General features: G+C 74.3%; 19 protein-coding genes and 1 riboswitch. Of the genes, 6 read left to right on the plus strand and 13 right to left on the minus strand.

The genetic code is table 11. The features are described 5' to 3' along the window. Nucleotides 1-50 precede the first annotated feature (50 nt). From ACO229_RS12110 to ACO229_RS12130, 5 genes are all read right to left on the minus strand, one after another. Nucleotides 51-1,211, minus strand: coding sequence for an LLM class flavin-dependent oxidoreductase (locus ACO229_RS12110; protein WP_397432456.1), 1,161 nt, complete (start codon nt 1,209-1,211; stop codon nt 51-53). A gap of 411 nt (nt 1,212-1,622) precedes the next feature. Then, nucleotides 1,623-1,733, minus strand: a riboswitch (SAM riboswitch). A gap of 263 nt (nt 1,734-1,996) precedes the next feature. Further along, the gene (locus ACO229_RS12115; RefSeq protein WP_423465085.1) at nt 1,997-5,155 is read right to left on the minus strand and encodes a GH92 family glycosyl hydrolase; all 3,159 of its coding nucleotides are present in this window, start codon (nt 5,153-5,155) and stop codon (nt 1,997-1,999) included. Next, nucleotides 5,152-5,313 (minus strand): hypothetical protein, encoded by a 162-nt coding sequence (locus ACO229_RS12120; RefSeq protein WP_423465086.1) that lies wholly within the window; start codon nt 5,311-5,313, stop codon nt 5,152-5,154. The genes ACO229_RS12115 and ACO229_RS12120 overlap by 4 nt, the downstream gene beginning before the upstream one ends. A gap of 79 nt (nt 5,314-5,392) precedes the next feature. Further along, nucleotides 5,393-6,694: an ABC transporter substrate-binding protein gene (locus ACO229_RS12125; RefSeq protein WP_423465087.1), complete on the minus strand. Its 1,302-nt coding sequence runs from the start codon at nt 6,692-6,694 to the stop codon at nt 5,393-5,395. Nucleotides 6,695-6,901: 207 nt separating this feature from the next. After that, complete coding sequence (locus ACO229_RS12130; protein WP_423465088.1) at nt 6,902-9,958, minus strand: alpha-mannosidase; 3,057 nt, start codon at nt 9,956-9,958, stop codon at nt 6,902-6,904. Between the two features lie 175 nt (nt 9,959-10,133). On the opposite strand from ACO229_RS12130, the gene ACO229_RS12135 reads away from it, so the two are divergent. The 3 genes from ACO229_RS12135 to ACO229_RS12145 are packed head-to-tail and all read left to right on the plus strand — an operon-like array spanning nt 10,134 to nt 11,790. Then, nucleotides 10,134-10,469, plus strand: coding sequence for a DUF1844 domain-containing protein (locus ACO229_RS12135; RefSeq protein ID WP_119146276.1), 336 nt, complete (start codon nt 10,134-10,136; stop codon nt 10,467-10,469). Then, nucleotides 10,469-11,017 carry a hypothetical protein gene (locus ACO229_RS12140; RefSeq protein ID WP_397412736.1) on the plus strand — a complete coding sequence of 183 codons (549 nt, stop codon included), beginning with the start codon at nt 10,469-10,471 and terminating at the stop codon, nt 11,015-11,017. Before ACO229_RS12135 ends, ACO229_RS12140 begins: the two co-directional genes overlap by 1 nt. A gap of 38 nt (nt 11,018-11,055) precedes the next feature. Beyond that, nucleotides 11,056-11,790 carry a S1C family serine protease gene (locus ACO229_RS12145; protein WP_397432539.1) on the plus strand — a complete coding sequence of 245 codons (735 nt, stop codon included), beginning with the start codon at nt 11,056-11,058 and terminating at the stop codon, nt 11,788-11,790. Between the two features lie 129 nt (nt 11,791-11,919). Here ACO229_RS12145 and ACO229_RS12150 read toward each other — a convergent pair whose 3' ends face one another. From ACO229_RS12150 to ACO229_RS12185, 8 genes are all read right to left on the minus strand, one after another. After that, nucleotides 11,920-12,648: an SseB family protein gene (locus ACO229_RS12150; protein ID WP_397412738.1), complete on the minus strand. Its 729-nt coding sequence runs from the start codon at nt 12,646-12,648 to the stop codon at nt 11,920-11,922. After that, complete coding sequence (gene priA, locus ACO229_RS12155) at nt 12,645-13,391, minus strand: bifunctional 1-(5-phosphoribosyl)-5-((5-phosphoribosylamino)methylideneamino)imidazole-4-carboxamide isomerase/phosphoribosylanthranilate isomerase PriA (protein ID WP_397412740.1); 747 nt, start codon at nt 13,389-13,391, stop codon at nt 12,645-12,647. Before priA ends, ACO229_RS12150 begins: the two co-directional genes overlap by 4 nt. A 91-nt stretch (nt 13,392-13,482) precedes the next feature. Continuing rightward, nucleotides 13,483-14,127 (minus strand): imidazole glycerol phosphate synthase subunit HisH, encoded by a 645-nt coding sequence (gene hisH / locus ACO229_RS12160; protein ID WP_397412742.1) that lies wholly within the window; start codon nt 14,125-14,127, stop codon nt 13,483-13,485. 2 nt (nt 14,128-14,129) lie between these two features. After that, nucleotides 14,130-14,750, minus strand: a complete 621-nt coding sequence (locus ACO229_RS12165; RefSeq protein WP_397412744.1) for a hypothetical protein — start codon at nt 14,748-14,750, stop codon at nt 14,130-14,132. A 4-nt stretch (nt 14,751-14,754) separates the two neighbouring features. Next, nucleotides 14,755-15,354, minus strand: coding sequence for an imidazoleglycerol-phosphate dehydratase HisB (gene hisB / locus ACO229_RS12170; RefSeq protein WP_397412746.1), 600 nt, complete (start codon nt 15,352-15,354; stop codon nt 14,755-14,757). Continuing rightward, entirely contained in the window at nt 15,351-16,535 is a 1,185-nt protein-coding gene (locus tag ACO229_RS12175) for a histidinol-phosphate transaminase (protein WP_423465296.1), read from the minus strand. Before ACO229_RS12175 ends, hisB begins: the two co-directional genes overlap by 4 nt. An 88-nt stretch (nt 16,536-16,623) precedes the next feature. Then, on the minus strand, nt 16,624-19,173 hold the full coding sequence (locus tag ACO229_RS12180) for a RecQ family ATP-dependent DNA helicase (RefSeq protein WP_423465089.1): 2,550 nt from the start codon (nt 19,171-19,173) through the stop codon (nt 16,624-16,626). A gap of 52 nt (nt 19,174-19,225) precedes the next feature. Continuing rightward, the gene (locus ACO229_RS12185) at nt 19,226-20,086 is read right to left on the minus strand and encodes a helix-turn-helix transcriptional regulator (RefSeq protein ID WP_397432448.1); all 861 of its coding nucleotides are present in this window, start codon (nt 20,084-20,086) and stop codon (nt 19,226-19,228) included. Nucleotides 20,087-20,188: 102 nt separating this feature from the next. On the opposite strand from ACO229_RS12185, the gene ACO229_RS12190 reads away from it, so the two are divergent. The 3 genes from ACO229_RS12190 (at nt 20,189) to ACO229_RS12200 (ending at nt 21,832) form a co-directional block, all read left to right on the plus strand. Then, nucleotides 20,189-21,058, plus strand: coding sequence for an oxidoreductase (locus ACO229_RS12190; RefSeq protein ID WP_423465090.1), 870 nt, complete (start codon nt 20,189-20,191; stop codon nt 21,056-21,058). A 64-nt stretch (nt 21,059-21,122) separates the two neighbouring features. Beyond that, the gene (locus ACO229_RS12195) at nt 21,123-21,419 is read left to right on the plus strand and encodes a type II toxin-antitoxin system Phd/YefM family antitoxin (protein WP_423465091.1); all 297 of its coding nucleotides are present in this window, start codon (nt 21,123-21,125) and stop codon (nt 21,417-21,419) included. Next, the gene (locus tag ACO229_RS12200) at nt 21,416-21,832 is read left to right on the plus strand and encodes a type II toxin-antitoxin system VapC family toxin (protein ID WP_423465092.1); all 417 of its coding nucleotides are present in this window, start codon (nt 21,416-21,418) and stop codon (nt 21,830-21,832) included. Before ACO229_RS12195 ends, ACO229_RS12200 begins: the two co-directional genes overlap by 4 nt. The last annotated feature ends 11 nt before the right edge of the window (nt 21,833-21,843 follow it).

Raw genomic sequence — 21,843 nt, forward strand, 5'->3', positions numbered from 1 at the left:
TACGGTGCGGTGGGCAGTTCGTACGGTGCGGTGGGCGGTTTGCCAGGTGCTCAGGCGCTCAGCAGCCGCCCGGTGCGCAGCTCACGGGCGACCGTCGCCGCGTCGGGCAGCCGGAGCGCGCCGCGCAGTGTCGTCCCGGTCCGCTCGGTGCGGAACAGGCCCGCGTGCTGGAGCGCGGGCACCAGGTGGTCGGTGATGGTGTCGAGGTCCGAGCTGAGCGAGGAGGGCCGCAGCAGGAACCCGTCGACGGCGCCGACCGTCGCCCAGTCGGCGATCAGGGTGGCCAGCTCGTCCGGGGTGTCGGCGACCACGAGCCCGTCGCCCATGGGGGCGGTGCCCTCCAGCGCCTCCACGAGCTCCAGCCGCGCGCGGGCTCCGGCCCGCTCCGTGGAGAGCACGACGTACACCTCGGCGAGCACCCGCACGTCCTCGGGGTCGCGTCCGGCGGACAGGGCCGAGTCGCGCACGAGGCGGCGCAGCCGCACCGCGTGCCCGGCGTCCGTCACCGCGATCCGGGCGACGTCGGCGGTGCGGCCGGCCAGCGCCGCGCTCGCCTCGGAGCGCACGCGCACCACGACGGGCGGGGGCGTCCGGGGCGGCGGGGTGCCGCCGTCGGCGGGACGGCCGCGGACGGCGAACCGGATGCCGTCGTGGTCCACGCGGAACCGGCCCTCGGCGTCGAGCTCGACCGCTCCCGCACCGCTGCCGGGACGGCCGGTCCACACCTGGGTCACGGCCTGGATGCCGAGCTCGACCCGCGTGGCCCAGGCCTCGTCGGGCTCGGGGAGCGTGACCTGGCGTACGGCCTGCCAGCCGGCCCGGCCGCCGCTGGCGCGGTCGATGCTGCTCAGGGCGACGGCGGCGTGGGCCGCCTCCACGTGCACCGTGTCGACGGCGGCGATCAGGCCGATGCCGTCGGTGACCCGCGCGGCGCGGGCCGCGGCGACGGCCGTGTCGAGACGGCCGGTGACCTGGCTGCGCCCCGGGTGGAGCAGGAAGCCCTCGTCGAGGCTGACGAAGTCGAGCAGGCCGCGGTCGGCGGTCCGCACCAGGTGCAGGAACCGCTCGCCGTCGAACGGGCGCGGCGCGACCGGGCCACGTGCCCGGTGCGCACCGGGGCGGGCGCCGGCGGAGGTGAGGTCCACGCCGAGCACGACGGGACGGGGCGAGAGGGCGGTGGACAGGGACGTGGGCTGCGGCGGGTACGGCACGGCGGGGCTCCGTTCGGGCTGCGGCGCGACGGCACCCGGGCAGGCCCCCGCCGTCGTGCCAGGTGCACGACGGTGCCTGGGGTCGCCCGGGAGCGTGGCTGCCGGGAGGCAGGAGTGAGACGTCCGGTCAGGAACGTGAGGGCCTGGTGCGGCCGGGGCTCGGCATTCGGCGCCGAGAGCGGGCGGCGGACCGGTGGCGGCCGGTCAGCACGTCGGGCACTGTCGCGACAGGGACGTCGCGATCAGGCCGTCACTGTCGGGTTCAGCGACAGGAACAGCGGCAACACATGCCCTCGCGCGGGGCGGCACCAGCCCGCGTGCAGACGTTCCGGGACGGCAGGGACACGTGGACGGCGGGGGCAGCGCTCCGGGTCATCGTCGTTCTCCTCACCTGCTCGCCCATCGGCGAGCGACGCGTGTTGTCACCGCCGGCGGCGGTGGACCTGGTCCTCACCCGGGGCACCCACCCGCGCGGGGGGTTGCCGTCCGACCAGCCGGGGCTTCGCGTCGGAACTCATGACCTGTCGAGGTTTTCTATACCTTTCCGGTCGGATAAGTACGGTAGATCTCGATGCCTAGAAGATACGAATGGAACCCATAGAAGTCAACGATCCTTTCCCGGATCTCACATGCCGGGACCTCCCCGATGCGCCCACGCCACGCAGAGTGCGCTTCTACCCAGTCATCAGGCCCGGAAACCGATGGGTTTCCGGGCCTGATGACTGGGTAGAAGCGCACTTTTGCGCCCGCCTCCGCCCGCCGCCGCCTCCGGCGCCCCCGGAGCGTCAGCTCGTCAGCAGCTCGATCTGGGTGACCAGGCCGCCGTCGGCCGGTTCCAGCCGGAGTCCCGTCAGCGGCACGGGCTCGTCGAGCACGAACGGGCGCAGCTGGCCCGGCCACCGCCACCGCTCCCCCGAGCGCTCGTCCAGCACGCGCCCGTCCTCGGCCACCAGACGCCAGCCCGACGGCGGCGCCCCCGCGTCCCCGGGCCCGGACGTCACCGTGTACCCCCGCAGCACAGCACCCTGGGGCAGGTCCCCGGACGGCTGCCACACGAGCGCCCCCGCCACGTCGACGGCCGTCGTGAGGTCCCCGTCGGTCAGCCCCGGGAGCGGGCGGCCGGCGGACGACCACCCGCCCTCGGCGCGCTCCCAGGGCCGGTCGGCGGCCGCCGGCGCCACCTGCGCACCCCAGCGGGCCGGCGTCCCGGACAGGCTGAACCGCAGCGTCGCTCCCCCGGTCAGGTCGGCGTGCTCCACCGACGGCGCGGTGACCTCCCGGGTCGTACCTGCGCCGTCGGACAGGTCCAGGCCGGCCACGTACCAGCGGCCGGCCGCGCCCGGTGCCTCGACCACGAGGTCGCCGTCGGGCCGGTGCACCACCGCCCGCTCGAAGAGCGGCGAGCCCACGGCCCAGCGCGACGAGCCGATCTCCAGCGGGTACAGCCCCAGGGCGGACAGGACGTACCAGGCCGACATCTCCCCGTTGTCCTCGTCGCCGTGGTAGCCCTGGCCGATCTCGCTGCCCGTCCACAGCCGCGCCAGGATCTCCCGCACGGTCTCCTGGGTGCGGTCCGGGCGGCCCGCGAAGAGCCACACGTACGGGATGTGGTGGGAGACCTGGTTGGACTGGCCGAGCTGGCCCAGCCGCACGTCACGCGCCTCGACCATCTCGTGGATCACCGACCCGTAGGAGCCGGGCTTGTCCGCCCGCTCCGGCGTGGCGAAGAAGCGCTCCAGCAGAGCCTCCAGCCCGGCGGGGCCGCCGTGCAGGGCGGCCAGCCCCGGACCGTCGTGCACCGGGTGGAACAGGAAGTTCCAGGCGTCGGACTCGGTGTAGTCGCCGCCCCACTCGTCGGGGTCGAACGGGCCCGGCGCGAACGCCCCGTCCCGGCCGCGGCCCCGGAAGAAGCCCGTGTCCGGGTCGAACAGGTGCACGTACCCCAGGGAGCTCTGGTGCAGGTAGGCGGCCTCGTCGCGCAGCGCGCGGCGGCGCTCGTCCGGGGTGCCGGGGGCGTCCGCGAGCGCCCGTGCCATCCGCGCCAGGCCCGCGTCGTTGATGTAGCCCTCCAGCCCCCAGGAGACCGACTCGTCCACGTCCCGGGGCACCCAGCCGCGGGTGAGCGCGAAGGCCTGGCCCTTGCGGCCCACCCCCGGCAGGGTCGGCAGGGCGGTCGCGTTGCGCAGCCCGGCGTCGTAGGTGTCCAGCGGGTCGGGCAGGTCGACGCCGCGCAGGTGCAGGTCGGCGAACGCGACGTCGGACGACGTGCCGGTCATGAGGTCGGCGTAGCCCGGGGACGACCACCGGGCCACCCAGCCACCCTCGCGGTACTGCTGCACGAAACCGTCCGCGAGCCGCGCGGCGATCTCCGGGTAGAGCAGGGCGTAGGCGGGCCAGCAGGTGCGGTAGGTGTCCCAGAAGCCGTGGTTGACGAACATCTCGCCGGGGCGCACGGGCGCACCGTCGAGCACGGGCGAGGCGTGCACGGGCTCGCCGTCCGCCCCCACCTCCGTGTAGGAGGACGGGTAGAGGTTCAGGCGGTAGAGGTTCGAGCAGAGCGTGACCTGCTGCTCCTCGGTGGCGCCCTCGACGTCGAGCACGCCGAGCCGCTCCTCCCACAGGGCCCTGGTCGCCTCGGCGACCTCGTCGAAGGTGCCGGACACCTCGCGCTCCAGCGCCAGCCAGGCGAGCTCCTCGCTGATGTACGACGTCGCCACACGCACGTCGACGGTCCGGCCCGCCTCGTCGCCCGGCCGGGTCGCGGGGTCCAGCGCGACGGTCGCGTAGGTGGCGTACGGGCGCCCGCGCGCCGGGCCGCTGCGCAGCACCGGCCGCGAGATCCGCCCCACGACGTACATCCGGGAGCGCCCCACGGACAGCGTGCTGCCGTGGTCGCTCCAGCCGGTGAACGTGCCGTCGTCGTGCACGGTGATCTCGACGGGGGCGCCGTCGGCTCCCGCGTCGCTGACGGCGTCGACCACGAGGTGGCCGGTGGCGGCGCCGGGCGGGAACGTGAACCGCAGCAGGCCGCCGTGGTCGGACGCCGCGACGGCCACGCGGGCGCCGCCGTCCAGGTCGACGGCGTACCGGTGGGGGCGGGCGGTCTCGGCGTCGTGGGAGAAGGCGAGGGCGCGGGCGGCGAGGCCGGCGTCGGGCACGTCGGTCGTGCCGTCGTCGTCCGTCCGGGCCGGGACCAGGTGGAACGCGAGCTGGTCCCGGTCACCCATCCACGGGCTCGGCTCGTGCGAGATGCCGATGCCCTGCAGGCGGGGCCGGTTGTCCGGGCCGTTGTGCGCGGCCCAGGAGTACAGCCACCGTTCCGTGGCGGCATCCGTGAGCGGCACCCACATCGTGAAGCCGTTGGGCACCGCGGCCGCCGGCACGTTGTTGCCGCGCGAGTAGGCGCCCGAGGAGTGCGTGCCCCGGCGGGTGTCCACCAGGTCGGTACGACCGGTGACGGTGCGCTCGGGCCGCGGTCCGACGCTCACCTCGTCCAGCCACACCTCGGTGCGCCCGCCGTCCGGCGGTGCGGTGACCAGGGCCGCGGCGCGCACGCGGCGACCGGCCAGGTGTTCCGCCGCGGCGTCCAGGTCGACGCGCACCGCGTTCCAGTGGTCGGGCACCAGGATCCGGGCCTCCCCCTGTCCCGTGGCGGACGCCGGCATGCCGTGCTGGTCGGTCAGGCCACGCCCGGCGTCGGTCGCCCCGAGCCAGGTGCCGTCGTCGAGCTGGAGGTCGACGGCCACGTGGGTGGAACGGTAGGTGAGCTCGTCGTCGAGCACGGGCAGGACCGCCCAGCGCAGGAGCAGGCCCGGTGCGAGGGGCACGTCGAGGTCGTCGACCACGACCGTGCGGCCGGGGCCCTCGTGGCTGACCAGCCGCGCGTGCTCGCTGGTCAGCCCGGCGCCGGGGCGGCCCGCGGGGACGTGTGCGGGCCCGGTCATGCCACCACCCCCAGGGTCTGGGCGGGCTCGGCTGGCACGGTGACGGCCGCGAGCGCGGTCACGTCGGAGTCGTACACGATGGCGGTGGGCCTTTCGTCGTGGGCGACCAGCGCCCTGGTTGCTGCCGCGGCCTCGTCCTGCGCGAGATCCGCCGGCACTGTCGTGCGGGTGTCGTGGGGGTGAGCGCGCGGCGTCACGAGGCCGGCCGGCAGCCGCCCCGGGACACGATCGGAGAGCTCACTGGTCGGCGAGCAGCCTGTTGCACTCCTCGACCGCTGCGTCGAGGGCCTCCTGCGAGGACCTGTCGCCCGCGATGGCCGCCGCGAGCTGCTGGTTGATGATGGTGGTCATCGCCTCGTCGACCTCGACCGGCTGCAGCACCTGCGCGGTGGCGAGGTGGCTGAACGCGATCTGCTTCGCGACGTCCTGCGGGGTGTCGCCGCCCGCGGCCGGTGCGGCGTCCTCCTGCGAGGAGGCGGTGGACGGGAAGACGCCGGGCACCTGCTGGGCGAACGCCTCCTGGTTGGCCGCGCTGGTCAGGAACCGGGCCAGCGCGAGCGCCGTCGGCTGGTTGCGCGACTGGCTGGAGACCGACACGCCCTGAACGTACAGCGGAGTGGCCCCGATGGACGGCGACGCGGTGATCTTGCCCTCCAGCGCGGGGTTGTCCGCCAGCACGCTGTCGATGAAGTTGCCGCCGCCCGTGGACCAGGCCACCCTGCCCTCGGCGAAGAGCCGGCTGTTGCCGAGGTAGGCGTCGGTGAGCACGTCGTCGGGCAGCAGGCCCTCGGCGTACGCGTCGCGGTAGACGTCCAGGACGGCGGCCGCCTCAGGGGTGTTGAACGTGAGCTCGGTGCCGTCCGCGGAGAGCACCTGCACGCCCGCGGCGGCGAAGTCGCCCAGGCCGGGCTTGCGGCTCATCAGGTAGGCGCCGGTCGCCTCCTTCATGGTCCGGGCCTGGGCCACGAGCTCCTCGAGCGACGTGGGCGGCGCCGCGGGGTCGAGGCCGGCCGCCTCGAACATCTCGGTGTTCCAGTAGTTCACGTCGGTGGTCAGGTACCAGGGGTAGCCGAAGACGCCCTCCACGCCCCGGTACCGGTACGCGTCCACCGCGCCGGGCACATAGGTGTCCGCGAGGGTGTCGTCCAGGGCCGAGAGGTCCTCGATCAGGCCCTCGCGCGCCAGCGGCAGCGCGAAGTCGGGCGGCAGGTTCGTCACGTCCGGCAGCTCACCGGCCGCGGCCTGGGCGAGCACCTTCTCCGAGTAGCCGTCGCCCGGCTGGTCGAGCCACGTCACCTCGGTGCCGGGGTACGTCGCCTCGAAGTCGGCGATCACGCCTTCGACGTACGCGGTGTACTTCGGCGTGAGCGACCACGTCTGGAGCGTGACCGCACCCGTCACGTCGCCCGGGACGTCCACGACGGCGTCGTCCCGCCCGGTGGCGTCCTGCGGGGCGTCCGCTCCGCCGAGGGTGCAGCCGCCGACGGCGACCAGCACGGTCAGGGCGAGGCCCGCGGCCCCGGTCCTGGCTGAGTTCATCGCAGTTCCTTCCAGCAGAAGCCCCGTCGCGTCCTGAGGGATGCCGTCGCCACCGCGACGAGTGCGCTTCAGCGCGCCCAGAGTCCCGCCGGGCCGGACCGGTGTCAAGACGGGCGGGCGCCTGCCCCGGCACCGTGCCGGACGCACGGGTCACACGGGTGACCTGTGCGTCCGGCACGGCGCGCGGGTGTGCGGGGCGGGCCCGCCCTACGCCCGCGTGAAGCGAAGGGTGCGCACCTCGAACGGGCCCAGGTCGACGGTGACGGCGCCGTCGGTCACCGGCACCACGGCGTCGGCCAGGTCGTCCTCGATGAGGCTGACCGCCCGCGCCCCGGCCACGGGGGCCGCGACCGTCACGGTGCCCGACGCGCGGCGGCCGAGCGCCTCGTAGACGCGCACCACGAGGTCGCCCGAGCGGTCGTCGGCGAGCTTGACCGCAGACAGCGTCACGCCACCGGCCACGGCGACCAGCGGTTCGACGGCGGACCCGCCGCGCAGCTCACGCGGCCGCGCGCCGAACGTCGCGCCCGCCTCGGTCGCGGCCGCCGTGTCGACGCCCACCACCAGGCCGTACCGGTGGGTCTGCACGCCCTGGTCCGTCTCCGGGTCGGGGAACCGCGGGGCGCGCAGCAGCGACAGACGCACGGTGGTCGTCACGTCCGGTGCGCCCGGGGCCGGGGCCACGCCGTCGTCGGACACCTCGCGGGTCACGTCGTAGCCGTACACGGAGTCGTTGACCAGGCCGACGCCGAAGCCCGGCTCCTGTGCCAGCACCCACCGGTGCATGGAGGTCTCGAACTTGGCGGCCTCCCAGCTCGTGTTGGTGTGCGTGGCCCGCTGGTGGAAGCCGAACTGGGTCTCGGCCGCCACGTGCTCGGCGCGCACGTCGAGCGGGAACGCGACCTTGAGGAACTTCTCGGTCTCGTGCCAGTCGGTGGCCATCGTGACCTCCAGCGTCCGGGAGCCCGGCGCCAGCGTCAGCACCTGGTCCAGGCTGGACGCCGAGAACACCCGGTGCACCCGGACCACGGCCACGCCGTCCTCCACGGCGGCCGAGACCTTCTCGGCCTCGCGCAGGTCGGTCACCGAGTTGCGGTAGAACCGGTCCACGTCCCAGGCGTCCCACTTGTTGGGGAAGTCCTGGTGGAGCTGCAGCACGTTGGCGTCCCGGCCGGGTGCCACGGCGTCGCGCCCCGTGGCCAGGTCCACCGCCGAGGTCACGTGACCGGCGGCGTCCAGCGTGATCCGGACCAGGTCGTTGGCGAGCACGTACCCGCCGCCGTCGAGCTCCGCCAGGGTGCTCGCCGCCGCCGTCGGCGCCTGTGCGGGGCCCACGCCGAGGGCGGGTACGCCCGCCTGCGCGAACGCGGCCGGGTTGGCCCGCAGGGCCACGTCCCCCTCACCGACCAGGGCCCGCAGGGAACGCTCGATGATGTCCTGGGCGCCGGCGGTGACCGCCGCGTGCCGCTCCACGGCCTCGCGGTGCACCCAGGCCACGGACGTGCCCGGCAGGATGTCGTGGAACTGCATGAGCAGCACCTGCTGCCACAGCGCGTCCAGCTCCTCGTAGGGGTAGTCGGCCCCCGTCCGGGCCGACGCCGTCGCCGCCCACGCCTCGGCCTCGACCAGGAGCTGCTCGTTGCGGCGGTTGCCCTGCTTGGTCTTGTGCTGCGAGGTGAGCGTCGCGCGGTGCAGCTCCAGGTAGAGCTCGCCCACCCAGACAGCGCTGTCACCGTGCCTGGCAGCGTCGAGCTCCGTGCGCGCCCGCTCGAAGAACGCGTCGGGGTGCTCCCAGCGGACCTTCGCGCTGCCCTCGAGATCGGCCAGGCGCTGCGCCTTGCCCGTCATCTCGCGGGTGGTGCCGCCGCCGCCGTCGCCGTAGCCGACGGGTGCGATCGAGCCCGTGGCGCGCCGCGCCTCGCGGAACTGGCGGGTCGCCTTGCTGAGCTCCTCGCCCGAGAGCCGCGAGTTGTAGGTGTCCATGGGCGGGAAGTGCGTGAGCACGCGCGAGCCGTCGATGCCCTCCCACCAGAACGTGTGGTGCGGAAAGACGTTGACCTGGTTCCAGGAGATCTTCTGCGTGAAGAACCAGTCGAACCCGGCACGGCGGACGAGCTGCGGCAGGGCCGGCGAGTAGCCGAACGAGTCCGGCAGCCACACGCCGTGGGACCGCACGCCGAACTCCCGCTCGAAGAACCGCTGCCCCTGCGAGAACTGGCGCACCAGCGCCTCGCCCGAGGGCATCACGGTGTCGGACTCGACCCACATGCCGCCCAGCGGCAGGAACCGGCCCTTGGCCACGGCCTCCTTGACCCGCGCCCACACCTCGGGGCGGTGCTCCTTGACCCAGGCGTACTGCTGCGCCGACGACATGCCGTACACGAAGTCGTCCGTGCGGTCGATCAGGTCGGCCATGGACGACGTCGTGCGCGCGACCTTGCGGATCGTCTCGCGCACCGGCCACAGCCAGGCCGAGTCGATGTGCGCGTGCCCGACGGCGGAGATCTCGTGGGCGCTGGCCTCCGCAGGGCTGGCCAGCACGTCCGCGAGCGCCGCACGGCCCGCCGCTGCCGTCTCACCGATGCGCTGCAGGTCGAGCACGTCCAGGGCGTCGTCGAGCGCTTGGAGCACGCGCATGCGGCGCGGGCCCGCGGGCAGCTCCGCCTGGAGCTCCAGGAGCACCTCGACGTCGAGGGCGAGCTCGTGCACCTCGGCGTCGAAGACCGCGAGGTCCAGGCGCCGCGTGGCGTACAGCGGGCGCCGGGACGACGTGCGGACGTCGCCCTCCTGGGTCTGGCGGAACATGTCGTGCCCGAGCAGCACCGGGTTGGAGGCCGCCTCCAGGAACAGCTCGACCCGTTCGCCGCCCACCGCCGCGTCCACCACGGGAACGTGCTGGTTGCGGGGATTGATGGACTTCACCGTGGTGCCGTCGGGCCGGTAGACGAGCGCCTCGGCCTGGAAGCCGGGCATGCTGCTGTCGAAGCCGAGGTCGAGCACCGCCTCGACCGTGCGGCCGGCCCACTCCGGGGGCACCGTGCCCGTGAGCCGGAACCAGGTCGTGCCCCAGGCCGGACCCCACGGGGTGCCGACCTCGTAGGGCTCCATCGCGAGGGCGAGCCCGTCCGCCGGGGGGATCGGCTCCCCGGGCAGGGCGTGCCACTCGACCTCCAGCGGGACGGACGTCCCGTGGACCGCCGGCCAGATGCGCTCTGTGAGGACGCGCGTCGCGCGCCCGGTGGTCAGAGTGATGTCGTCGTGCATCGAAGAGGGCCTCCCCCTGTGTCGCCGTTGAACGCACGCAGGCTAACCCACACCGGCAGGCTCGCTCGCGGGGCGTCCGCACCCCCGAGGGGATGAAAGGATGGTCCCCATGAGCAGCACCGACGAGACACCCACCGGCACCGTCCCCGGTGAAGGCACGGGCACAGGCGCCGGCATGGGCGCTGACCAGGCAACACGCGATATCGCGGAGGTTGCGGCGGTCGAGGTCATCACCACCGCCGCCGTGCACCTGATGAGCGCCGCGGCGGTCAAGTGCGGCCTGGCCGAGGGTGACGACGCCGAAGAGCTCAAGGACCTCGACGAGGCCCGCAAGCTGATCACCGCCCTGGCCGCGCTGGTGGTCGCGAGCGCACCGGACATCGGCAACCAGCACGCCCGCTCGCTGCGGGACGGGCTGCGCAGCCTCCAGCTCGCGTTCCGCGAGGCGTCGGTCATCCCCGACGCGCCGGGCGAGGGGCCGGGCGAGAAGTACACGGGTTCCGTCGTCTGATGACCGAGGCTCCCGTCGTGACGGCCCCCGGGCCCGTGCCCGCCCCCGGGCCACGTCGTGGCTCGCGCTGGCTCGCCGTGCTCCTGGTGGCCACGATCGCCGTCGGCGCGTACCTGTGGGTGACGACGGTCCGCTGGCAGCGCAACGCCGCCGAGTGGGAGGAGAAGGCTCACGAGTACGCCGAGGAGGTGGCCACGCTGCGCATGCAGCTCGACGCCGCCGGGTCCGAGCTGCAGGCCGCCCGGGACCAGCTCTCCACGGCGACGGCGCGCATCACGGACCTGGCCAACGAGAAGGCGCAGCTCGGTGACGAGAACGTCGCCTCCCAGCAGTACCTGGACTACCAGACGCAGGTGAGCGCGGCCGCGGGCACCGTGGCGTCCGCCCTGGGGCAGTGCGTGTCCGGTCAGGAGCAGCTCGTCGGCTACCTCAAGGAGGCCGACCAGTACCAGGCCGAGGACCTGCGCCGGTACGAGCGCCAGGTCAACGCGCTGTGCGACGAGGCCGAGCAGGCGAACCAGACGCTGCAGCAGGAGCTGCGCCCGTGAGGGGGACGGTCCGCTCGGGGGCGGGCCGGGCGTCCCGGGTGGGGCGGGCGGTCGCCGCCGCCGCGCTGGGCGGGTCCCTGCTGTCCGGATCGCTGGCCGGCTGCGGTGTGCTGCCGCCCCTGCCGGACCCGGTGCCGAGCGACATCGTGCCCTCGGCACCGGTCGGCCTGTCCCCCGCCGCGGGCGGCGACGCCCTCAGTCCCGACGGGTTCGACGCCGTGGAGCGCATGGCCGTGCGCATCCGCAACGTGGGCTGCGAGGAGCTGTCGACGGGCTCGGGCTTCGCCATCGACGACCACACGCTGATCACCAACAAGCACGTGGTCGCGGACTCGCGGGACCTGGAGGTCAGCACCTACGACGGGCACGACATCACCGTGGGCGCGACGTCGACGGCGGGCCTGGCCGACCTCGCCGTGGTCCGCACCACCGACCCCCTGCCCTCGTACCCGAAGCTGGCCGAGGCCGACCCCGAGCCGGGCGACCCGGTCACGGTCGTGGGCTACCCCGCCGGCGGCGAGCTCACGGTGACGGAGGGCGCGGTGATGGGCACCACCCGCGACCCGCTGAACGCGAACCTGGGCGAGGTGCTGCTCACCGACGCCCCGGTCGAGCCGGGCTCGTCCGGATCGGCCGCGCTGGACGCCAAGGGCCGCGTGATCGGCGTGGTCTACGCCAAGACGGCCGACGACAACAGCCTGCTGGTGCCCCTGTCGACGCTCCAGGAGATGCTGGCCGACGACACGGCGTTCACCCCGGCGAAGGGCTGTTAGGGCCCGGCTGGGACGAGCATGCACCTGCTGCCAGGACGAGGCTCGTCCTGGCAGCAGGTGCATGGTCGCGGCTGTGCCGGTCCTGTGCCGATCGCTTGCGGTACCGGTCGCTGCCGCACCGCCCGCGGCTCAGCGGGCCGCGCCGATGCGGAGCTCCAGGGAGTCCACGCGCGACGAGATCACCTCGGACGCCGCCAGCCGGGCGTTGACCTGGCCCAGCACGGCGTCGAGCCCTGCGCGGTCCAGGCCGGGGTCGAGGGCGAGCACGACCGCGACCTCCGCCGTGCGGCCCGGCTCGGCGTGCGCGCGCACCACGTGCTGCACCGGCCCGGCGGCGACGGCCACCTCGGAGGCGACCTCCGGGTCCACGACGATCCCGTCCTCGTGCGGCACCAGGGCGGGCTGCCAGGACTGACCCTGCGCCAGGGCCCAGACGGCGGGGCGCGGCACCAGCGCCGTGGCGGGCCCGGCGGGGTCCACCACGATCAGGGCCCAGTTCTCGTTCACCGCGGACAGCGCGGCACGCGTCGCCTCGACGGGCACCGGCCGGGCGTCCGCGCGCCAGGCCCGCATGGTCTCGACGGACGTGAACACCGGCAGGGCCCGCCGCCCGTCCGGGGCCTCCAGCGCGACGACACCGGAGGACGCCTCCTTGTCGACCGTGAGCCCGTCGGGGTTCTGCTCCGCGACGCCGAGCTCGGCCAGCACCGGCACCAGCACCCGGGTCTCGGCCAGCCGGGCGACGACGTCGCGCAGCGGCACCGTCCCCGTCGTGTGACCGGCGAGCAGCCGGGTCAGCTCGGCGTCCGCCGAGCCGTCGTCGCCCGCGAACTGGCTGGAGGGCTGGATCGACTTCACGCGGCGTCCCCGGCGGTGCCCGGGCGGCCCGCCACGTCGAGCGCCTGCGGCAGGGTGAACGCGCCCGCGTACAGGGCCTTGCCGACCACGGCGCCCTCGATGGTGCCGAGCTCGCGCAGGGCGCGCAGGTCGTCGAGCGAGGAGATGCCACCCGAGGCGACGACGTGCGCGGTGGTGCGCGCGGCGACGTCGGACAGCAGGTCGAGGTTGGGGCCGCGCAGGGTGCCGTCCTTGGTCACGTCGGTGACCACGTAGCGGGCGCAGCCGGCCTCGTCGAGGCGGGCGAGCACCTCCCAGAGGTCGCCGCCCTCCTTGGTCCAGCCGCGTGCGGCGAGCGTGGTGCCGCGCACGTCGAGGCCCACGGCGACGCGGTCGCCGTGCTCCGCGATGGCCTTCGCGGTCCAGGCCGGGTCCTCCAGTGCGGCGGTGCCGAGGTTGACGCGGCGCGCGCCGGTGGCCAGGGCCCGCTCCAGCGACTCGTCGTCACGGATGCCGCCGGACAGCTCGACCTGCACGTCGAGCTCGCCGACCACGCGGGCCAGGAGCTCGGCGTTGGAGCCGCGGCCGAACGCGGCGTCGAGGTCCACGAGGTGCACCCACTCGGCGCCACCGGCCTGCCAGTCCAGCGCGGCCGTCAGCGGGTCGCCGTACGACGTCTCCGACCCGGCCTCCCCCTGGACGAGGCGCACGGCCTGGCCGTCGGCCACGTCGACGGCGGGCAGCAGCACAAGTCGCTCGGTCATCTCTCTCCACAATCTCTCAGGTTGGATTGTTGAGTGCTGGACATTCGCCCTCTTTCGTGTGCCAGAAGGGCGAATGTCCAGCACTCAACGGTCAGGCCAGGGTGGTCAGCCAGTTCTTCAGGAGCTCCGAGCCCGCGTCGCCCGACTTCTCCGGGTGGAACTGGGTGGCCGACAAGGGGCCGTCCTCCACCGCGGCGACGAAGCGGCCGCCGTGGTCCGCCCAGGTCACCCGCGGCGGGCGGAACCGGCTCACGGCGTTCTCGTCGTGGCCCTTGGTGAAGGTCTGGGCGGCGTAGGAGTGCACGAAGTAGAAGCGTTCGTCGGCGATGCCGTCGAACAGGACCGAGCCCTCCGGCACCTCGACCGGCGACCAGCCCATGTGCGGGACGACGGGTGCCTGGAGCCGCTCGACGACGCCCGGCCACTCGCCGATGCCCTCGGCGCGCTCGCCGTGCTCCACCCCCGCGTCGAACATGACCTGCATGCCCACGCAGATGCCGAGCACCGGCCGGTTGCCGGCCAGGCGGCGGCCCACGACCTCGTGCCCGCGGACCGCGGTCAGGCCCGCCATGCAGGCGGCGAACGCGCCCACGCCCGGCACGACCAGGCCGTCCGCGTCCTGGGCGGCAGCGCGGTCGGCGGTCAGCGTGACGTCCGCGCCCACGCGTTCGAGGGCACGGACCGCGGAACGGACGTTGCCGAAGCCGTAGTCGAGGACGACGACGCGGGCGCCCATGCTCAGGCCCCGCCCGTGCTGCTCGCGCCCGGCTCGCCCTTGCCGAGCCCCTTGCGAGCCTTGCGGGCCGCCGAGGTCAGCATCCGCACCGCCTTGAACTTGCTGATCGACGTCGAGCCGACCACGCCCTCGGCGTCGGCCACGCTCGTGGCGCCGGTCAGCAGGTCGACGACGCTCTCGGGCGCGCCGCCCAGCACGAGGCCGGGCGCGAGCTCGTCGCCGCGGACGCCGTCGGCGAACCGCACCGCCGTCATCTGCTCACCCGTCCGGGTCACCAGGACGAGCGGGACGCCCCGGACGAGCTGGGAGATCGCGGCGGCCGCCTGCTCGGGTGCGTCGCCCGAGCGGTCGCGCAGCACGCCGACGGCGCCGATCGAGGTCGGCACCGCGTCCAGGTCGAGCTGCGCCAGCGAGCTGGCCGCGGCCAGCGGCTCGGCACCGGCGATCTGCGTGATGATCGCGGCGAACTCGGGCTCGCCGCTGCCGGTCAGGGAGGACAGGTCGTCCGGGATCTCGAGGTCGCCGAGGTCGAGCTCGGGCAGGTCGTCGCCCACCTCGTGCCCGTCGTTCCCGGGCGTGCTGCTGTCGGGCCTGTTGCTGTCGGGCCTGGTGCTGTCGGACATGCTGCTAGAGCGCACCCTTCGTGGACGGGATGCCCTCGACCCGCGGGTCGAGGGCGACGGCGGCGCGCAGCGCACGCGCCAGCGCCTTGAACTGTGCTTCGACGATGTGGTGGGGGTCGCGTCCCGCGAGCACCCGCACGTGCAGGCAGATGCCGGCGTGGTGGGCGATCGACTCCAGCACGTGCCGGGTGAGCGAACCCGTGAAGTGCCCCCCGATGAGGTGGTACTCCTGGCCCGCGGGCTCACCCTCGTGCACCAGGTACGGCCGGCCCGACACGTCCACGACGGCCTGGGCGAGCGCCTCGTCGAGCGGCACGAGCGCGTCGCCGAACCGGGAGATGCCGGCCTTGTCGCCGAGCGCCTGGCGCAGTGCCTCGCCGAGGCTGATCGCGACGTCCTCGACCGTGTGGTGGGCGTCGATGTGCGTGTCACCGGTCGCCTGCACGGTGAGGTCGATCAGGGAGTGCTTGCCCAGCGCCGTGAGCATGTGGTCGTAGAAGGGCACGCTCGTGCTGATCTCGGTGCGGCCCGTGCCGTCGAGGTCGAGCTCGACCAGCACCTTCGACTCGGAGGTGGCGCGTTCCACGCGTGCTGTCCGGCTCATGCCTGCTCTCCTCCTGGTTGCTCCTGCAGCACCTCGACGAGCGCCGCGCGGAACGCGGCCATCTCGCCGGACGTGCCGATCGACACCCGCAGCCAGCCGTCCGGGCCGGTCTCGCGGATCAGGACACCGCGGTCCAGCAGACCCTGCCAGACGGCGTGCCGGTCGGCGAACGTGCCGAACAGCACGAAGTTGGCGTCCGTGTCCGCGACCTCGAACGGCCGCCCGTCGGGCAGGTGCTGCTTGCGCAGCCAGGCCACCGTCGCGTCACGCTCGGCACGCAGCGTCGCCACCTGCGCCATGAGCGACTCCCGGTGCCGCAGCGCGGCGCCCGCGGCGGCCTGCGTGATGGCGCTCAGGTGGTACGGCAGGCGCACGATCCGCAGCGCGTCGACGAAGTCGGCGGAGCCGACCAGGTAGCCGAGACGCGCCCCGGCCGCGGCGAACGCCTTGGACATGGTGCGGGTGACCGCGAGGTGGGGGTACCGCTCCAGCAGCGCGACCGCGGACGGCGTGCCCGGACGGCGGAACTCCGCGTACGCCTCGTCCACGACGACGACGGGGCGCGCCCCGTCGAGGTCGACCTCCAGGGCCGCCTCGCAGATCGCCTCGACCGTGGCCGCGGGCAGCGCCGTGCCCGTCGGGTTGTTCGGGCTGGCCAGCAGGATCACCGACGGGCGCACCTCGCGGATCTTCTGCGCGGCGTACGCCGGGTCCAGCGTGAAGTCCTCCGCGCGGCGGCCCACCACCCACGTGGTGTGGGTGTCGCGCGCGTACTCCGGGTACATGGAGTAGGTGGGCGCGAACGACAGCGCGGTACGGCCGGGGCCGCCGAACGCCTGCAGCACGTGCAGCATGACCTCGTTGGACCCGTTCGCCGCCCACACGTCGCAGCGGTCGAGGCTGACGCCGGTCTCCAGGGCGAGGTAGTCGGCCAGGTCCCGCCGCAGCGCCGTGGCGTCCCGGTCCGGGTACCGGTTCATGCCGCGTGCCGCGCGCGCGACGTCCTCGGCGATGGTCGCCACCACGTCCTCGCCGGGCGGGTACGGGTTCTCGTTGACGTTCAGCAGCACGGGGACGTCGAGCTGCGGCGCGCCGTACGGCTGCTCGTCCGCGAGCTCCGGACGCAGCGGCAGCCGCACCGCGGGCGCGGAGGCGCTGTGCTGGTCGACGGCGTGGGTCATCACCGCACCAGTCTACGAAGCGTGCGGCACCGGCCCGGTACGAGTCCGCCCACCGGGCGCGTGGGACACGTCACGGGACGCCGGGCGGTCACCGGATCGCCAGGACGAACGGGTAGACGGCGGACGCGCCCGCCTGGCGCAGCAGCCGGGCCGCGACCGTGAGCGTCCAGCCCGAGTCGGTGTAGTCGTCCACCAGCAGCACCGCCCGGCCCGGCAGCCCGCGCAGCGCGGCCTCCCCGAGCTGCGGCTGCAGGCGCCTGACGACACCGGCCAGCCGCATCGCCGAGTTCACGTCGTGCCGGCCCGGCTCCTCCTGGCCGGCGACGGGGCCGATCGCGCCGATCATCGGCACGCCCAGGTACTTCGCGAGCCCCGTGGCCAGGTGGTAGGACAGCTGCGGCCGCTTGACGGAACGGACCGCCACGACGGCCTCCACCACCAGCGGACCGGGCTCGGGCACGACGGCGCCCTCCTGGCCGCTCGCGTCGTGCTCGTCCTGCTCGTCCTGCGCGGTCTCGGCCGGCGGGCGCAGCGCTTCCCACTCGTCCAGCACCCGGGCCGCGGCCCGGCGCAGGTGGACCGGGAGCTCGCCGTCGGGCGCGTTCGGGGCGAGCAGGTCACGCAGCGGACCCGACCAGCCCAGGCCGTCGAGGCGCGCCACGGCGCGCCCGGGCTCGGCCAGCTCGCCGGGCGGGATCTTCCCCTTGAGGTCCAGGCCGATCGCCGCCAGGCCGGTGGGCCACATCTTGCGGGCCTCGACCTCCACGCCGGGCCGGTCCATCTCGGCGCGCGCGGCGGCCACCGCCTCGGCGTCCGGCGCCTCGGGCAGGTCCATCGCGCCGCACCGGTCGCAGCGGCCGCACGACCAGCCCGGAGCCAGGTCGGGGTCGTCGAGCTGGGCCCGCAGGTAGGCCATGCGGCACCCGGGGGTGGCGACGTAGTCGACCATCGCCTGCTGCTCGGCGGCCCGGGTCGCGGCGACCCGGGCGTACCGCTCGGCGTCGTACGACCACTCCCGGCCGGTGGACTCCCAGCCGCCGCGCACGCGCCGGACCGCGCCGTCCACGTCGAGCACCTTGAGCATGGTCTCCAACCGGGACCGCCGCAGGTCCACCTGCGTCTCCAGCGCGGCGGTCGACAGGGTGCCGCCGGACCGCAGGGCGTCCAGGGTGACGCGCACCTGCCCCTCGGCGGGGAACGCCTGCTCGCCGAACCAGTCCCAGATCGCCTTGTCCTCGGTACCGGGGAGCAGCACCACCAGCGCCTGGTCGACGCCGCGGCCCGCACGGCCGACCTGCTGGTAGTACGCGATCGGCGAGGACGGCGCGCCCAGGTGCACCACGAAGGCGAGGTCCGGCTTGTCGAAGCCCATGCCCAGCGCCGAGGTGGCCACCAGGGCCTTGACCTCGTTGTTCTTGAGCTCGGCCTCGAGCTGCTCCCGCTGGGCCGGCTCGGTCCGGCCCGTGTACGCGGCGACGGCGAGGCCGTAGCCGCGCAGCTGCTCGGCGACCTGCTCCGCCGCCGACACGGTGAGGCAGTACACGATGCCGGACCCCTCGATGTCCTGCAGCGCCTCGGCCAGCCAGGCCACCCGGGTGGGCTGGTCACCGAGCTCCAGCACCGCCAGATGCAGGGACTCCCGGTCGAGCGCGCCGCGCAGCACCAGCACGTCCTCGGCGGCCGTGCCGTCGGCGTGCACGGCGAGCTGCTCCGCCACGTCCTGCGTGACGCGCTCGTTCGCCGTGGCGGTGGTGGCCAGCACGGGGATACCCGTGGGCAGGTCGGCCAGGAGGGTACGGATGCGCCGGTAGTCGGGCCGGAAGTCGTGGCCCCAGTCCGAGATGCAGTGGGCCTCGTCGATGACCACCAGGCCGGCGTCGGCCGCCAGCCGCGGCAGCACCTCGTCGCGGAAGCCCGGGTTGTTCAGCCGCTCCGGCGAGCACAGCAGCACGTCCACCTCGCCGCGGGCGATCGACGCGTGCACCTCGTCCCACTCCGTCATGTTCGCCGAGTTGATGGTGACCGCGCGGATCCCCGCACGGGCGGCGGCGGCGATCTGGTCGCGCATGAGCGCCAGCAGGGGTGACACGATCACCGTGGGCCCGGCGCCCCGGGCCCGCAGCAGCCGGGTCGCCACGAAGTACACCGCCGACTTGCCCCACCCGGTGCGCTGCACCACCAGGGCCCGGCGACGGAAGGCGGCGAGCGCCTCGATGGCCGTCCACTGGTCGTCGCGCAGCCGCGCGTCGTCGCGGCCGACGAGCTCGCGGAGCGCTGCCTCGGCCTCCTCGCGCAGCGAGGCGCCGGGCGTCGCCGCCGTGGCCCGCGAGGCAGGCGCCTCCGCCTCCTCCAGGGACTCCTCGCCCGCGACGTCCGGGGCCGCCGCCTGGTCCACGTCCGCGTCCCCGGCCGCGCCACCATCCGCGACCTCGGTCCGGACCGGCCGGCGGACCGGCGCCGCAGGCGCCACCCCGCCGTCGTCCAGCAGGCCCCGCAGCATCTGCAGCTTGGCCGCCTGCGCCTCGGGGGTGTTCCGCGCCGACGGCGGCAGCGCCGGATCACCGACCTCGGTCAGGAGGGCGTCGTCGGGCGGCTCCTCCATGGCGAAGGGCAGGTCTGCGAAGGGGTCCTTGGTCACGCCACCGATCCTAGGAGAGGCCACCGACACCGCGACCCGGTCGTCCACAGCCCTAGGTGACGTCGGCGGGTTCGCTCGCGGCGGGGTGCGGTCCCACGCCGGACGACGCCGCGAGCGAGGCGAGCAGCGCCAGCCGCTCCCCGGTGGGCGAACCGGCGTCCGCGTGCAGCAGCACGAGCATCTGCCGGTCGGTGCCCACGATCGAGAGCTTCTCCATGTCCAGGTCCAGCTCCCCGACCTGCGGGTGCAGCATGCGCGTGGTGTGCGGCGTGCCGAGGTTCACGTCGTGGCGCGCCCACAGCGTGCGGAACCGCTCCGAGGCGAGCGAGAGCTCCCCCACGAGGCGCTCCACCCGCTCGTCGTCGGTCTCCGTGCCGACCGCCTCGCGGAACCGGGCGACGATCTTCGGCGCCACGTCGGGCCAGTCCCCGTGCAGCGCCTGCTCGGCGGGGTCGAGGAACAGGTCGCGCAGCCGGTTGCCGCCGCGCCGGAGGTTCGGCGACAGCGCACCGGCCAGCGCGTTCGCCGCGAGCACGTCGAAGTACCGCCCCTCGACGTACGCCGGGACGCCCACCCGGTCCAGCAGCCGCAACGTCCCGGCGGGCACCACCTCCCGGCGGCTGCGCCGACGGCGGCGCGGGGCCGGCGCCGCGAGCCTGAGCAGGTGCCGCGTCGCGGGCTCGTCCAGCAGCAGCACCCGGGCGAGCGACTCGACCACCTGCACGGACGGGTGCCGGTCGCGGCCCTGCTCGAGCCGCAGGTAGTAGTCGGCGCTGATCCCGGCCAGCAGGGCCACCTCCTCGCGGCGCAGGCCGGCGACCCGGCGCACGCCCCCGGCCGGCAGCCCCACGTCGCCGGGCCGCACGAGCTCACGGCGCGCCCGCAGGTACTCGCCCAGCTGGTTGTCGGCCATGCACCCACCGTAGGACGCGGCGCCCGACGGTGCCTGGTCCCCGCACTCCCAGGAAGCGCCGGGTACTGCCTGTCCGCGCCGGACCGGCGGACCGTGGACGTCATGACCACGAACACGATCCCCGGCGGCACGTACACGCTCGCCGACGACATCACCGTCTCCCGCGTCGGCTACGGCGCCATGCAGCTCGCCGGTCCCGGCGTCTTCGGCCCGCCCGCCGACCGCGCGGCGGCGGTCGCCGTCCTGCGGGAGGCGGTCGCGCTCGGCGTGACCCACATCGACACCGCCGACTTCTACGGCCCGTACGTCACCAACGAGATCATCCGCGAGGCCCTGCACCCCTACCCGGCGGGCCTGCACATCGTCACGAAGGTGGGCGCGGTCCGCGACGCGCAGGGTGGCTGGCCGCCCGCCCAGGAGCCCGACCAGCTCCGCCGTGCCGTCGAGCAGAACCTCGAGCACCTCGGCCTGGACCGGCTCGACGTCGTGAACCTGCGCGTGGGCGGTGTGGACCGGCCGGAGCCGGGCTCGCTCGCGCGGCAGTTCACCGCGCTGGCCGAGATGCAGGCGGAGGGCCTGATCGCGCACCTGGGCGTGAGCACCGTGCTGCCCGAGCAGGTCGCCGAGGCGCAGTCGATCGCCCCGGTCGTGTGCGTGCAGAACTTCTACAACATCGCCAACCGCGCCGACGACCCGCTGATCGACTCCCTGGCCGAGCAGGGCATCGCCTACGTGCCCTACTTCCCGCTGGGTGGCTTCTCGCCCCTGCAGTCGGCGGAGCTGGACGCCGTTGCCGCCCGCCTGGGGAGCACCCCGGCCGCGGTGGCGCAGGCCTGGCTGCTGCAGCGCTCGCCGAACGTGCTGCTCATCCCGGGCACGTCGACGGTGGCTCACCTGCGCGAGAACGTCGCGGCCGCGAGCCTCGTGCTGCCCGAGGACGAGCTGGCGGTGCTGAACTCGATCGGCTCGTGACCGAGGACGCCGTGTTGTCAGACATGTAGTGCACCGTCTGGCAACACGGCGTAATGTGAGTTGCATGTCCAGCCAACCCATCTCGCCGCCCGATCCTCCGGCCGTCGGCGTGCGCGAGCTGAACCAGCACACGCGCCGCGTCCTGGACGTGGTCCGAGGTGGTGAGACCGTGATGATCACGGACCACGGCCGCCCCATCGCGCGGCTGGTTCCCATCCAGACGTCACCGTTCGACCGCTTGGTCGCCGAGGGCGAGTACGACCTGCCCCGGACCACCCGGATCCACGTACCCCCGGCCACGCCGGAGCCGCACCGCCCGACGGCCGAGGTGCTCGACGAGCTCCGCGAAGACCGCCTGTGAGGGCGATCTACCTCGACACGTCCGCCGCGCTCAAGCAGGTCCGCCGTGAGGAGCACTCGGACGCCCTCGTCGACTACCTGGTGCGAGTGACGGGAGAGGGCGTCGTCATCACCTCCTCCGCTCTGCTCGACGTCGAGCTCGCGCGGTTCGCCGTCCGTGAGGCGCTCGACCACGAGACGCACATCGGTCCGGTGCTCGCCCCGATCGCCCGACGTCAGGTGAGTCGGCGCGTCGTGGCCGCGGCAGCAGCGATCGACATCCACATCAGGTCGCTCGACGCGATACACGTGGCCACGGCAGCGGCGCTCGGCGAAGACCTCGTGGCTGTGGTGACCTATGACAAGCAGATGCTCCACGCCGCGCGGCACCTGGGCCTCCCGGTGGTCAGCCCCGGCAGTCCTCCCGAGGCCTGACAACAGGAGGC

This window comes from Promicromonospora sp. MS192 (genome assembly GCF_049532985.1).
Classification (GTDB): Bacteria; Actinomycetota; Actinomycetes; order Actinomycetales; family Cellulomonadaceae; genus Promicromonospora.

Bases quoted from the DNA above. Each gene is read 5' to 3' on its own strand.
- ACO229_RS12115 (WP_423465085.1), bottom strand. From the start codon at position 5,155: ATGACCGGGCCCGCACACGTCCCCGCGGGCCGCCCCGGCGCCGGGCTG.
- ACO229_RS12125 (WP_423465087.1), bottom strand. From the start codon at position 6,694: ATGAACTCAGCCAGGACCGGGGCCGCGGGCCTCGCCCTGACCGTGCTG.
- ACO229_RS12130 (WP_423465088.1), bottom strand. From the start codon at position 9,958: ATGCACGACGACATCACTCTGACCACCGGGCGCGCGACGCGCGTCCTC.
- ACO229_RS12135 (WP_119146276.1), top strand. From the start codon at position 10,134: ATGGGCGCTGACCAGGCAACACGCGATATCGCGGAGGTTGCGGCGGTC.
- ACO229_RS12140 (WP_397412736.1), top strand. From the start codon at position 10,469: ATGACCGAGGCTCCCGTCGTGACGGCCCCCGGGCCCGTGCCCGCCCCC.
- priA (WP_397412740.1), bottom strand. From the start codon at position 13,391: ATGACCGAGCGACTTGTGCTGCTGCCCGCCGTCGACGTGGCCGACGGC.
- hisH (WP_397412742.1), bottom strand. From the start codon at position 14,127: ATGGGCGCCCGCGTCGTCGTCCTCGACTACGGCTTCGGCAACGTCCGT.
- ACO229_RS12165 (WP_397412744.1), bottom strand. From the start codon at position 14,750: ATGTCCGACAGCACCAGGCCCGACAGCAACAGGCCCGACAGCAGCACG.
- hisB (WP_397412746.1), bottom strand. From the start codon at position 15,354: ATGAGCCGGACAGCACGCGTGGAACGCGCCACCTCCGAGTCGAAGGTG.
- ACO229_RS12175 (WP_423465296.1), bottom strand. From the start codon at position 16,535: ATGACCCACGCCGTCGACCAGCACAGCGCCTCCGCGCCCGCGGTGCGG.
- ACO229_RS12185 (WP_397432448.1), bottom strand. From the start codon at position 20,086: ATGGCCGACAACCAGCTGGGCGAGTACCTGCGGGCGCGCCGTGAGCTC.
- ACO229_RS12190 (WP_423465090.1), top strand. From the start codon at position 20,189: ATGACCACGAACACGATCCCCGGCGGCACGTACACGCTCGCCGACGAC.
- ACO229_RS12195 (WP_423465091.1), top strand. From the start codon at position 21,123: ATGTCCAGCCAACCCATCTCGCCGCCCGATCCTCCGGCCGTCGGCGTG.